General features: G+C 69.4%; 8 protein-coding genes. 2 read left to right on the top strand and 6 right to left on the bottom strand.

The window, feature by feature from the left end:
* Positions 1–85: 85 nt before the first annotated feature.
* On the bottom strand, positions 86–1,579 hold the full coding sequence (locus tag G3N62_RS30900; protein ID WP_124449406.1) for an FAD-linked oxidase C-terminal domain-containing protein: 1,494 nt from the start codon (positions 1,577–1,579) through the stop codon (positions 86–88).
* A gap of 41 nt (positions 1,580–1,620) precedes the next feature.
* On the bottom strand, positions 1,621–3,030 hold the full coding sequence (locus G3N62_RS30895; RefSeq protein ID WP_049035160.1) for an FAD-linked oxidase C-terminal domain-containing protein: 1,410 nt from the start codon (positions 3,028–3,030) through the stop codon (positions 1,621–1,623).
* 136 nt (positions 3,031–3,166) lie between these two features.
* On the opposite strand from G3N62_RS30895, the gene G3N62_RS30890 reads away from it, so the two are divergent.
* Positions 3,167–3,718: a cob(I)yrinic acid a,c-diamide adenosyltransferase gene (locus G3N62_RS30890; RefSeq protein WP_034187155.1), complete on the top strand. Its 552-nt coding sequence runs from the start codon at positions 3,167–3,169 to the stop codon at positions 3,716–3,718.
* Positions 3,719–3,813: 95 nt separating this feature from the next.
* Complete coding sequence (gene hmpA, locus G3N62_RS30885) at positions 3,814–5,022, top strand: NO-inducible flavohemoprotein (protein WP_124669285.1); 1,209 nt, start codon at positions 3,814–3,816, stop codon at positions 5,020–5,022.
* A gap of 248 nt (positions 5,023–5,270) precedes the next feature.
* Here hmpA and aroG read toward each other — a convergent pair whose 3' ends face one another.
* From aroG to G3N62_RS30865, 4 genes are all read right to left on the bottom strand, one after another.
* Positions 5,271–6,344 carry a 3-deoxy-7-phosphoheptulonate synthase AroG gene (gene aroG, locus G3N62_RS30880; RefSeq protein WP_124669284.1) on the bottom strand — a complete coding sequence of 358 codons (1,074 nt, stop codon included), beginning with the start codon at positions 6,342–6,344 and terminating at the stop codon, positions 5,271–5,273.
* Between the two features lie 397 nt (positions 6,345–6,741).
* A complete protein-coding gene (gene tldD / locus G3N62_RS30875; protein ID WP_034187158.1) occupies positions 6,742–8,208 on the bottom strand; it encodes a metalloprotease TldD in 1,467 nt (488 codons plus the stop codon).
* 85 nt (positions 8,209–8,293) lie between these two features.
* Entirely contained in the window at positions 8,294–9,121 is an 828-nt protein-coding gene (locus G3N62_RS30870) for a carbon-nitrogen hydrolase family protein (protein ID WP_034187159.1), read from the bottom strand.
* Between the two features lie 48 nt (positions 9,122–9,169).
* On the bottom strand, positions 9,170–12,843 hold a 3,674-nt coding region (locus tag G3N62_RS30865), incomplete at its 5' end, for an AsmA-like C-terminal region-containing protein (protein ID WP_206141400.1).

Below are 12,843 nucleotides of genomic sequence, written 5' to 3'. Positions count from 1 at the left end.
GCCGGCGGCGCGCGCAGGGAGCGAGCGGGGGGGGGTGTCGGCGGGGGCGGGGCGGGGGGCGCGGGGGGGGCCACGCGGGGGCCGCTCAGAAGCGCGGCAGGTCGGGGTGCGGCAACAGCCCGCCGCGCACGTGCTGGCGGCCGTACTCGGCGCAGCGCGCGCGGGTCGGGATGCCCTTGTCCGGGTTCAGCAGGCCGGCCGGATCGAATGCGCGCTTGACCGCGAAGAACGCGTCGCGCTCCTGCGGCGAGAACTGCACGCACATCGAATTGAGCTTCTCGATGCCGACGCCGTGCTCGCCCGTCACGCTGCCGCCGAATTCCACGCAGCATTCGAGGATTTCCGCGCCGAACTGCTCGGCGCGGTGCAGCTCGTCCGGATCGTTCGCGTTGTACAGGATCAGCGGATGCATGTTGCCGTCGCCCGCATGGAACACGTTGATGCAGCGCAGCCCGTAGCGCGTTTCGAGCTGTTCGATGCGCGCGAGCAGCGGGCCGATCGCACGGCGCGGCACGGTGCCGTCCATGCAGTAATAATCCGCGGAAATGCGGCCGGCGGCCGGAAACGCATTCTTGCGGCCCGACCAGTAGCGCAGCCGCTCCTGTTCGTTGCGCGACACCTGGATGCGCGTCGCGCCGTGTTCGCGCAGCACGGCCGTCATCCGCACGATCTCCTCGGCGACTTCCTCCGGCGTGCCGTCCGATTCGCACAGCAGGATCGCCTTCGCGTCGAGGTCGTAGCCCGCGTGCGTGAACGCCTCGACGGCCTGCGTGGCCGGCTTGTCCATCATCTCGAGCCCGGCCGGGATGATGCCCGACGCGATGATCGCCGCGACGGCCTCGCCGCCCTTGACGACGTCGTCGAAGCTCGCCATCACGAGCTGCGCGGTCTGCGGTTTCGGAATCAGGCGCACCGTCACCTCGGTGACGATCGCGAACATCCCCTCGCTGCCGATCATCACGGCGAGCAGGTCGAGACCCGGCACGTCGAGCGCGAGCGAGCCGAATTCGACGATTTCGCCGTCGATCGTCACCGCGCGCACGCGCATCACGTTGTGCACGGTCAGCCCGTATTTCAGGCAGTGGACGCCGCCCGAGTTTTCCGCGACGTTGCCGCCGATCGTGCACGCGATCTGCGACGACGGGTCGGGTGCGTAATACAGGCCGTACGGCGCGGCGGCTTCCGAGATCGCGAGGTTGCGCACGCCGGGCTGCACGGTCGCCGTGCGCGCGTACGGATCGACTTCGACGATGCGCGTGAAGCGCGCGAGCGACAGCACGACGCCGAGCGCGATCGGCAGCGCGCCGCCCGACAGGCTCGTGCCGGCGCCGCGCGGCACGATCGGCACTTCCATGCGGCGGCAGATCTGCACGATCCGCTGGACCTGCGATTCCGTTTCCGGCAGCGCGACCGCGAGCGGCAGGCGGCGGTACGCGGACAGGCCGTCGCATTCGTACGGTGCGGTGTCTTCGTCGCGATACAGCAGGCAGTGCGTCGGCAGCACGGCCATCAGCGCCTGCACGACTTCGCGCTGGCGCTGCGCGCGGGCAGCGCTCGACAGTTCGACGGGGGCGTTCATGAGGTCTCCTGCAGCGGGCGGCGCGCGGTCGCGCCGCCGTGTCAGCACGTGAAAATCTTGCCCGGATTCATCAGGTTGCGCGGGTCGAGCGCGAGCTTGATCGCGCGCATCGTGTCGATCGCGTTGTCGCCGTGCTCCTTCGGCAGGAAACGCATCTTGTGCAGCCCGACGCCGTGCTCGCCCGTGCAGGTGCCGCCGAGGCGCAGCGCGCGCTCGACGATCCGGTCGTTGATGTGTTCGGCTTCGGCGAGCTCCTCGGGCTTGTCGGGATCGATCAGGATCGCGACGTGGAAATTGCCGTCGCCGACGTGGCCGACGATCGGGCAGGGCAGCGACGACGCACGCAGGTCGACTTCGGTTTCCTCGACGCACGCGGCGAGCTGCGAGATCGGCACGCACACGTCGGTCGTCACCGCGCGGCAGCCCGGCTTCAGCTGCAGCATCGCGAAGTACGCGTTGTGGCGCGCGGCCCAGAGCCGGCTGCGGTCTTCGGGGCGTGTCGCCCATTCGAAGCCCTGGCCGTGGTTCTGGCCGGCGAGCGCCTGCACGAGTTCGGCCTGCTCCTTCACGCCGGCCTCGGTGCCGTGGAATTCGAAGAACAGCGTCGGCGCTTCGGTGAGCGTCAGGTTCGAATGGCGGTTGATCGAGCGCACGGCGAGCGCATCGACGAATTCGACGCGCGCGATCGGCACGCCGATCTGGATCGTCTCGATCACGGTGCGCACCGCGTCGCCCATCGTCGGGAACGTGCAGATCGCGGCCGATACGGCTTCCGGCAGCGGGTGCAGGCGCAGCGTGATCTCGGTGATCACGCCGAGCGTGCCTTCGGAGCCGACGAACAGGCGCGTGAGGTCGTAGCCGGCCGACGACTTGCGCGCGCGCGAGCCGGTTTTCACCACGCGGCCGTCGGCGAGCACCGCGGTCAGGCCGAGCACGTTCTCGCGCATCGTGCCGTAGCGTACGGCGTTGGTGCCCGATGCGCGGGTCGCGGTCATTCCGCCGATGCTGGCGTCGGCGCCGGGATCGATCGGGAAGAACAGGCCGGTGTCGCGCAGCGCGTCGTTGAGCGCCTTGCGCGTGATGCCCGGCTCGACCGTCACGGTCAGGTCTTCGGCGTTGATCGACAGCACGCGGTTCATTTCCGACAGGTCGAGCGACACGCCGCCGCGCACCGCGAGCAGGTGGCCCTCGAGCGACGAGCCGGCGCCGTACGGGATCAGCGGCACGCTGTGCAGCGCGCACAGCGACACGACTTCGCGCACGTCGTCGGGACTGTGCGCGAACACGACGGCGTCGGGCAGTTGCGGATCGAACGGCGATTCGTCGCGGCCGTGGTGCGCGCGAACCGCGTCGGCGGTTGACACGCGCTCGCCGAAGGCGGCGCGCAGCGCATCGAGCATGGCGGGGGGCAGCGGGCGGCGCGCGGCGGCCGGCGGGGCAGGGTGATTCACGAACGTCTCCTGACGGCTTGTCGAACTTTCGGCCCATTCTACGCCGTAACACCCGCTGCGCCTGCCGCCGCGGGCTGCGATAATCGCGTTCCAGCCAACCGGGCCGCATCACGGCCGCGTACGAGAGGACATTCGCATGGGCAACCGCTTGAGCAAGATCGCCACGCGCACCGGCGACGACGGCACCACCGGTCTCGGCGACGGACGGCGCATCGGCAAGGACGACGCGCGGATCGCGGCGATCGGCGACGTCGACGAACTGAATTCGAACCTCGGCGTGCTGCTCGCCGAGACGCTGCCGGACGACGTGCGCACCGCGCTCGTCACGATCCAGCACGACCTGTTCGATCTCGGCGGCGAGCTGTGCATTCCCGGCCACGCGGTGCTCGACGACACGCATCTCGCGCGCCTCGACCAGTGGCTCGCCGACTACAACGCGACGTTGCCGCCGCTGAAGGAATTCATCCTGCCGGCCGGTTCGCGCGCGGCGTCGCTCGCGCACGTGTGCCGGACGGTGTGCCGCCGTGCCGAGCGCTCGATCGTCGCGCTCGGCCGCCACGACACGCTCAACGATGCGCCGCGGCGCTACGTGAACCGGCTGTCCGATCTGCTGTTCGTGCTGGCGCGCGTGCTGAACCGCGCCGGCGGCGGGACGGACGTGCTGTGGGAGCGCGGGCGCGTCCGCTGACGCGCGGTCGGGTTGTTGCGCACTGCGACAATTTGCCAGAGGGAGCGTGTATTTTTAAAGATGTATTGTGTGTGCATGTTTAACGGAGAACGAACATGACCCACATCACCGCTGACCAGATGGCTCGCGTGAAGGCCACTGCTCCTGTCCTCGCCGTTCACGGCGCGACGATCACGAAGCACTTCTACCAGCGCATGTTCGCGCGCCATCCGGAACTGAAGAACCTGTTCAACCAGACGCACCAGAAGACCGGCAGCCAGCCGGAAACGCTCGCGAAGGCCGTTTATGCGTACGCCGCGAACATCGACAATCTCGGTGCGCTGGGCGGCGCGGTGTCGCACATCGCGCACAAGCACGCAAGCCTGAACATCCGCCCCGAGCATTACCCGATCGTCGGCGAGAACCTGCTCGCGTCGATCGTCGAGGTACTCGGCGACGCGGTCGACGCCGAGACGCTCGAGGCGTGGCGCGTCGCGTACGGCCAGCTCGCGCGGATCCTGATCGGCGCCGAGGCCGATCTGTATGCGGGTGCCGCGTGGAGCGGCTTCCGCCCGTTCAAGGTCGCGCGCAAGGTGCGCGAGAGCGACGAGATCACGTCGTTCCACCTGATGCCCGCCGACGGCGGCGCGGCGCCGGCCTTCGAGCCGGGCCAGTACGTCACGGTGAAGCGTTTCGTCGGCGAACTCGGTGCCGATCAGCCGCGCCAGTACAGCCTGTCCGACGCGCCGCACGGCAAGTGGCTGCGCCTTTCGGTGAAGCGCGAGGCCGGTCGGCCGGAAGCGATCCCGGCCGGCAAGGTGTCGACGCTGATGCACGACGGCGTGGAAGAGGGCGCGATCGTCGAGGTGACCGCGCCGATGGGCGAATTTTCGCTGAAGCGCGGCGTCGCGACGCCGGTCGTGCTGATCTCCGGCGGCGTCGGCCTGACGCCGATGGTGTCGATGGCGTCGACGCTGGTCGAGGAACGCAGCCCGCGTGAAGTGCGGTTCGTCCACGCGTGCCGCTCGGGCGCGGTGCACGCGTTCCGCGACTGGCTGAACGAGACGGTGCGCACGCACGCGAACGTCAAGCGCACGGTGCTGTACGAACGGGTTGGCCTGCAAGACCGGGCCGGGGTCGATCACGACCTCGAAGGGCGCTTGACGCCGGAGCGCGTGCAGCAATACGCGCTGGTGCCGGATGCCGACTACTACGTTTGCGGCCCGATCGCATTCATGCAGGCGCAACGCGATGCGCTGATCGCGCTCGGCGTCGCGCCGGAACGCATCCATACCGAGATCTTCGGGTCGGGCGCGCTCGAGTGAGGCCCGCGCGCGAGACCTGCGCTTCATGAAAAAGCCCGGCGTGAGCCGGGCTTTGATTGGGGGGCGGGCACGGCGTCGTGCGTGGCGCTTCGGCCTCGCGTGACCGCGCCACACTTCGGCATCGGCGCTGACCGGTCGCATGCCTTCGGGCTTGCGCGACGGTCACGCGGTCGAACGCATCGGCATGGTCCGGACAATCCGGCAATGCCGTCGCCGGGCGGGCCATACGGCCAGCCGGTTCGCGTCCGTCAGTTGCCGCTGCCGCGCGCGACGCGGCGTGCCTTGACCGATTCCGCGAGGCCTTCGAGTACCTTCACGCTGTCGTCCCACGCGATGCACGCGTCGGTGATGCTCTGGCCGTAGGTCAGCGCGCAGCCTTCCTTCAGGTCCTGCCGGCCCTCGACGAGGTGCGACTCGATCATCACCCCGACGATGCGCGCGTCGCCGGCCGCGATCTGGCGGCCGATGTCCGCGCAGACGGGGATCTGGTTCTCGTGCTTCTTCGAGCTGTTCGCGTGGCTCGCGTCGATCATCAGGCGTGCGGCGAGGCCGGCCTTGCCGATGTCCGCGCAGGCGGCGTTCACGCTGTCCGCGTCGTAGTTCGGCGTCTTGCCGCCGCGCAGGATCACGTGGCAGTCCTCGTTGCCGGCTGTCGACACGATCGCCGAGTGGCCGCCCTTCGTCACCGACAGGAAATGGTGCGGCTGCGACGCGGCCTTGATCGCGTCGACCGCGATCTTCACGTTGCCGTCGGTGCCGTTCTTGAAGCCGACCGGGCACGACAGCCCCGACGCGAGCTCGCGGTGCACCTGCGACTCGGTCGTGCGCGCGCCGATCGCGCCCCACGAGATCAGGTCGGCGATGTACTGCGGGCTGATCATGTCGAGGTATTCGGTCGCGGCCGGCAGCCCCATCTCGTTGATCTGCAGCAGCAGCTCGCGCGCGGTGCGCAGCCCTTCGTTGATCTTGAAGCTGTTGTCGAGGTGCGGATCGTTGATGAGCCCCTTCCAGCCGACCGTCGTGCGCGGCTTCTCGAAGTACACGCGCATCACGACTTCCAGTTCGCCCTTGAAGCGCTCGCGCTCCTTCACGAGCCGGCCCGCGTATTCGATCGCCGCCGTCGTGTCATGGATCGAGCACGGCCCGATGACGACGATCAGCCGGTCGTCCATCCCGTGCAGGATGCGGTGCATCGACTGGCGCGAGTTGTAGATCAGCTCGGACGCGGCTTCGGAGCACGCGAATTCGCGGATCAGGTGGGCGGGCGGCGTCAGTTCCTTGAGTTCGCGAATGCGGACGTCGTCGGTATTGTGCGGGGGCATGCTGTTTCTCCTAGGTTCCGGGCGCCGTTCGATCAGTGGGCGTGCGGCGGATTCATCAATTCAAGCGATTCAGTGATTTCGGTCGGGGGCCGCGGGACCGCTGCGGCGGCGACCGGGTGGCGAAGGGCGAAAAAAAACCGCCGGGTTCGCCGGCGGTTTTTTCGGGAATTTCGGTTGCGCTTTACGCGCCATCAACCCTCTCGATCCGCCAGCGGTCTGAGATACCAAAAAAAGTAAAAGTAAAACTTGGCGGACATGACGGGAATGGGGTTCGTCAAAAAAGTTGATTCGGAATTTATACCGCGTCGCCGGGCGGCTGGCAACCGGCAGCGGTCAAAAATGCGGACAATCCGCGCGTTTCACCCGAAATGCGCGGATTGTCTGCGTCGCGATGCGGTTATGCCGTACCGCCGACCGTCATCTTGTCGATCCGCAGGGTCGGCTGGCCGACGCCGACCGGCACGCTCTGGCCTTCCTTGCCGCACACGCCGACGCCCGTGTCGAGCGACATGTCGTTGCCGATCATGCTCACGTACTTCAGCGATTCGGGGCCGCTGCCGATCAGCGTCGCGCCCTTCACCGGGTAGGTGATCTTGCCGTTTTCGATCATGTACGCCTCGGACGCCGAGAACACGAACTTGCCGTTCGTGATGTCGACCTGGCCGCCGCCGAAGTTCACCGCGTACAGGCCGTTCTTCACCGACGCGATGATTTCCTGCGGATCCTTGTCGCCGTTCAGCATGTACGTGTTGGTCATGCGCGGCATCGGCAGCGCCGCGTACGATTCGCGCCGCGCGTTGCCCGTGACCGGCATCTTCATCAGGCGTGCGTTCAGCGTGTCCTGGATGTAGCCCTTCAGGATGCCGTCCTCGATCAGCGTCGTGCACTGCGTCGGGTTGCCTTCGTCGTCGATGTTCAGCGAGCCGCGGCGGTTCGGCAGCGTGCCGTCGTCGACCACCGTCACGCCCTTGGCCGCGACCTGCTCGCCGATCCGGCCGGCGAATGCGGACGAGCCCTTGCGGTTGAAGTCGCCTTCGAGGCCGTGGCCGATCGCTTCGTGCAGCAGCACGCCCGGCCAGCCCGGCCCGAGCACGACCGTCATCGCGCCGGCCGGCGCGGGGCGCGCGTCGAGGTTGACGAGCGCCGCATGCACGGCGTCGTCGACGTAGCGCGACAGGACTTCGTCGGTGAAGTAGCCGTAGTCGAAGCGGCCGCCGCCGCCGCCGGAGCCGATTTCGCGGCGGCCGTTCTGCTCGGCGATCACCGTGACCGACACGCGCACGAGCGGGCGGATGTCGGCGGCGAGCGCGCCGTCGCTGCGTGCGACCAGCACGACGTCGTATTCGCCGGCGAGGCCGGCCATCACCTGCGTGACGCGCGGGTCGCGCCCGCGCGCCATCTGCTCGATGCGCTCGAGCAGCTTGACCTTGGCCGTCGCGTCGAGCGACGCGAGCGGATCGGACGGCAGGTACAGGTCGCGGCCCGAGATGCCCTTCAGCGAGCTGGCCGCCTTGATCTTCTGGCGGCCGCCGCCGGCTGCCGCGATCGCCTTGGTGGCGGCAGCGGCTTGCGCGATCGCCTCCGGCGACAGGTCGTCCGAGTACGCGAACGCGGTGCGGTCGCCCGCGACCGCGCGCACGCCGACGCCCTGGTCGATGCTGAAGCTGCCCGATTTGACGATGCCTTCCTCGAGGCTCCACGCTTCGCTGCGGGTCGCCTGGAAGTACAGGTCCGCGTAGTCGACGCGATGCGTGAAGATGTCGGCGATCGTGCGCGTGAGCAGGCTTTCGTCGAGGCCGTACGGCGTGAGCAGGATGTCCTTCGCCAGCGCGAGGTTGCGGATGCCGGGTTCGATGATGTTCATGCGGATATCGGGGGTTCTCAAAAAGTTGTCGGGTGCTGCTGGGCAGATGGGTGGGCCGCGCGGCGTTTCAAGCGGCGCAGCGGATTCAGGTCAGTACGCGGTGCCGCCATGCGGGCAGGCTCTGGCGCACCTCGGCAATGCGTTGCGGATCGATCGTGCCGGGCACGACGCTGGCGCCGACATCGCTGACCGCGACGATCTCGCCCCACGGATCGATCAGCATGCTGTGGCCCCAGGTGCGCCGGCCGTTCTCGTGCTTGCCGCCCTGCGCGGCCGCGAGCACGTAGCACTGGTTCTCGACGGCCCGCGCGCGCAGCAGCGTTTCCCAGTGCGCGCGGCCCGTCGTATACGTAAATGCCGACGGAACGACGATCAGCGCGCAGTCGCCCATCCGGCGATACAGCTCCGGAAAGCGAAGATCGTAACAGACCGACAGGCCGACCCGCCCGAACGGCGCGTCGAACGCGACGACCGTGTCGCCCGCGCGGATCGTGCGGGCCTCGTCGAACGATTCGTCGCCTTTCTCGAAGTTGAACAGGTGGATCTTGTCGTAGCGCGCGGCTTCGCTGCCGGACGGATCGAATACGAGCGTCGTGTTCAGCACGCGATCGGGCTCGGGCGCCTTCAGCGGCAGCGTGCCGCCGATCACCCAGATGCCGTGGCGGCGCGCGGCGTCCGCGAGGAAGCGCTGGATCGGGCCGTCCCGGTACGGTTCGGCGAGCGCGAGCTTGTCGGTGTCGCGGTGGCCCATGAAGCAGAAATATTCGGGCAGCAATACGAGCTGCGCGCCTTCGCCGGCGGCTTCCGCGATCAGGCGGCCCGCTTCGGCGAGATTGCGTGTGACGTCCGGCGTGCTCACCATCTGCAGCGCGGCGACCCGGAAGGGTGTGGCGGAACGGGTGTGGTCGGTCATCGCGGGATCGGTTGCGTCATAAATGGGGTGCGGCCCGGCGCCATCGGCTCACTGACCCGGATGCGCCGGATCGGCCGGACCGTGATTCATCTTACCCTGATCGCCCCGCACCCGCTCGATGTGCGGGTGCGCCCACGAGCCGGTGATCGCGTAGTCGAGCGCGAATGCGCGCGACAGCGTCTCCGACAGCGCGTAGTTCGCGGCCAGCACGCCGACGCCGAGCAGCGGGTTGATGACGGCCGCCCCGATCGCGGCCGCACCCGCGCTGATTTTCGGCGCGACGTGCGCATGGAGGTCCTGCGTCTCGGTGCCGAGATCGACCGCGCCGCGTACGGTGACGTTGGCGGGCCCCGTCATCATCGAGAAATCGTCGGTGCGCGCGATCCCGTTCGAGATCCGGCTCGTGCCGGTGATCTTGTCGAACGGCAGGCCCTTGCCGATGACGTCGCGGAAGTTCAGCGTCAGGAAGCGTGCGAGGCTCTGCAGGCTCAGCACGCCGAGCAGTTTGGCCGCGCCCGGATCGACCTTCAGGATCTGGCCGTGTTCGAGATCGAGCGCGACCTGGCCGCCGAACGTCGGGAAGTCGACCGCGGTCGGACCGCCGCGCCAGCCGACCTTGCCCGTCACCGTGCCGTGGCCGCGCTCGAGCGTGCGCGGCAGGCCGACGCGATCGAGCAGCGCGCCGGCGTCGTCGATGGCGAGCTTGAAATCGAACACGCTGCGGCGCGGCGCTTCGCTTTCGTCGGCGCCGCGGGCGAGCGCGCGGCGCGACGTGCGCCAGTTGCCGGTCGCCGTGAGCTTCGCGGCCGGGTTCGACAGCTCCAGCTTGTCGAGCTGCCACACGGGCGTGCCGTCTTCGTCGATGTTGCGCGCGTTGACGACGAGACGGCCGATGTCGTGGTCGCGCGCGACGACCTGGTCGACGATCAGGTCGATCGACGGCATCGGGCGGTCGGTCGGCGTCGGCAGGTTCATCGCGCGGCCGACGAGGTCGTGCTGCGAACTCTGCGGCACCACGAGCTTCGCGAGGCGCGCATTCAGCACGCCCGCGCCGTTGTGGCCGCCGCCCGGCGCCCACGACAGGTAGCCCGATACCTGGTTCGACGCGATGTTCGCCTGCCAGAGATCGTCGACGTGCGACGCGCCGACGATCACGTTTTCCCAGTTGCGCTTGAGCAGTTTCAGCGTGCCGAAGTGGAGCGCGAAGCGCTTCGGCGCGAAGCTCGCGAAATCGACGCGCGGCGCGCCCTGCGGCTCCGGTGCGCGCGGCGTGTCGGGCTGCAGCGTGTGGGCGAGCGCGAGCCACGCGTCGGCGTCCAGTTCGCCGACGTCGACGGCCGCGCTCACGCCGTCCTGCGGCATGTCGGGCATCCGGTGGATGCCCATCGCGCCGCGCACCGCGCGCAGCGGCTGGCCGCGCGTCGCGTCGAGCAGGTAGGTCGCGGACACCGGGCCGAGCGTCAGGTCGGCATGTTCGAGGCGCTTGCCGTCCGCCTGCGGCGCCGGCTGCAGCGTGAAGCTGAACGGCATCGGCGTGCCGGCCGGCTTCGCGAACGGCGCGGGGAAATTCAGCGCCACGCCGGTCAGGTCGGATTGCGCGTGGATGTCGGGCAGGCGGCCCGGCGCGCCGCGCACGGCGACCTTGTACGGCGCGTCGCCGACCACGTGCTCGAGCAGCGCGGCGGCCGCGCCGTGCAGGTTCAGGCCGCGTGCGGCGTCGAGCGCGAGGCGACCGTCGACGTCCACCGTGTACGGGCCGTGCGACCGGAAGTTGCCGTTCGCGCGCACCGGGCCGCCGAGGAACCGCCCCGACAGGCCGTGCAGCGACGCGCCGGCCTCGGTGAAGCGGACGCTGCCGCGCAGCGCCGACAGCGGCGGCACGCCGCTGGTCGACAGCGTGTTGCCGCCGAACGCGAGCGCGCCTTCGACGTGCGTATGCGGATGCGCGACGTGCTGCGGAATCGTGATCTTGAGCCCGAGCGATGCCGGCCCCTGCGCGTCGATCCGCTGGCCGATATGGCCGCTCATCGTGCCGAGCGAGCTGTTGTCCGCGTAATCGATCAGGTCGGCGAGCGGGCCCTGCGCATGGCCGTCGATGATCAGCGGCGAGTGCGACGGATTGCCGAGATCGTCGATGCGGCCCGCGACCTTCGTGAGCGCGACGCGCTTGTAGTGCGCGCGGTCGATGTCGAAGCGCAGCTTGTTCTGCTTGAGCTCGAACACGCCGTCGATTCCGTCGAGCGCGGGCCAGACGCTCGGCGTGCCGTTCGCGAGCTTGCGCGGCGGGTAGGGCGTCGGCTCGAAGCGCCCGCCGGTGAACGGCGCGACGATATGGAACACGCCGGCGTCCGGCTCGTGCTCGAACGGGAATTTCTCGAGCGGGCCGCGCGCGACGATCGACGCGCCCTTGGTTACCTTGCCGTCCTGCAGCGCGTGGCCGAGATAGTCGCGCAGGTGCTCGGACATCCCGGTCGGCAGGTAGCGCGGAATGCGCGCCACCGACGCGCGCGCGAAATCGGCGCGCAGGTCGAGCGTGCCGCGGCCGTGGCCGGGGTTCGAGTACGAGCCCGACACCGCGATTTCGGCATCGGGGTTCGACACGAGCAGGTCGGGCAGCGATACGTCGACGCGCGCGTGTTTCTCGCCGGGCGCGGGCGTGATCGTCCATTTTGCGTTGCCGCGCAGCCGGTCGAACGTCAGGCGCGGCTCGTCGAATTCGCCGGGCACGGTGACGGCCGCTTGGACCGTGTCGAAATGCGCGTTGCCGCCCGTTTCGTTCGCGTCGACGCGGCCCCACAGGTTCTCGATGCCCGGCCAGCCGGCGCGCGGGTGGCCGCGCGGCGAGAGTCCGGGCGGCGGCTCCTGGGCCGCGAAGCTGATGCCCTGCAGATCGCCGAGGAAGCGGTAGCGGACGATCGGCGCGGCGCCCATGCGCCGCTCTTCGTCGGCGAGGTCGGGCCGCGCGGGTTTCGCGCGCTCGACCTCGATGTGATAGTTCGACACCATCCCGCGCGGGTCGATCTTGATCAGCTCGTTGCGCAGGCGCGCCGGCAGCGGCAGCCCGCGGATGAACTCGCTGAGGATGCCGAGATCGACGCGGTCGCCCACGACGCTGATCAGCTGGCCCTGCGTCGCGGTCGGCACGCGGTAGCGCGCCGTCAGCGTCGACAGCGCGAGCGAACGCGCGAGCGGCGTGCCGTCCGGCAGCGGCGGCTGGCCGAGCTCCGCGTTGAAGCGCGTCAGGTGCAGCGTGTAGTCGTGACCGGCGTCGAGCACCATGTCCCAGCCGAAGCCGACCGTCGGCACGTCGAGCCGCGGCTGCGTCGGGCGCACCCGCAGCGCGACGTCGGCGCCCTGCAGGTCGCCGCCCGCGGCGCGCAGGTGGCCGTCGCCGAAGGTCGCCCAGATCGCATTGTCGATCCGGCCCGCGTGAATCGTCAGCGGCACGTCGAGGTAGCGCGTCAGCGTCTGCAGGTCGACGGGGCCCGTCGACAGGTACGCGTCGCCGGTCCAGTTCGACGGCTTGCCGATCGGCGCGAGCGGCTTGTGTCTGAAGCGCGCGCGGAAATCGAGCGGACCGAGCAGCAGCGTGCCGTTCGCGGGCGCCTGCAGCGCGGCCTTGTGCACGCGGCCGCTGTTGAGCACCGCGAGCCGGATGCCGGACAGCACGAGCTCCGGCGCGTCGTGCTGGGCGTCGCGCCAGCGCAGCGTGCCGCCGCGCA

It is taken from the genome of Burkholderia sp. Tr-20355 (assembly GCF_017104685.1).
GTDB classification, from domain to species: domain Bacteria; phylum Pseudomonadota; class Gammaproteobacteria; order Burkholderiales; family Burkholderiaceae; genus Burkholderia; species Burkholderia seminalis.
Note: the sequence above shows the minus strand (reverse complement) of the source record. Positions and strands in the feature narration are given on the sequence as shown.

Excerpts from the sequence above, each read along its gene's own strand:
- G3N62_RS30900 (WP_124449406.1), bottom strand. The coding sequence starts at position 1,579 with ATGAACGCCCCCGTCGAACTGTCGAGCGCTGCCCGCGCGCAGCGCCAG.
- G3N62_RS30890 (WP_034187155.1), top strand. The coding sequence starts at position 3,167 with ATGGGCAACCGCTTGAGCAAGATCGCCACGCGCACCGGCGACGACGGC.
- hmpA (WP_124669285.1), top strand. The coding sequence starts at position 3,814 with ATGACCCACATCACCGCTGACCAGATGGCTCGCGTGAAGGCCACTGCT.
- aroG (WP_124669284.1), bottom strand. The coding sequence starts at position 6,344 with ATGCCCCCGCACAATACCGACGACGTCCGCATTCGCGAACTCAAGGAA.
- tldD (WP_034187158.1), bottom strand. The coding sequence starts at position 8,208 with ATGAACATCATCGAACCCGGCATCCGCAACCTCGCGCTGGCGAAGGAC.
- G3N62_RS30870 (WP_034187159.1), bottom strand. The coding sequence starts at position 9,121 with ATGACCGACCACACCCGTTCCGCCACACCCTTCCGGGTCGCCGCGCTG.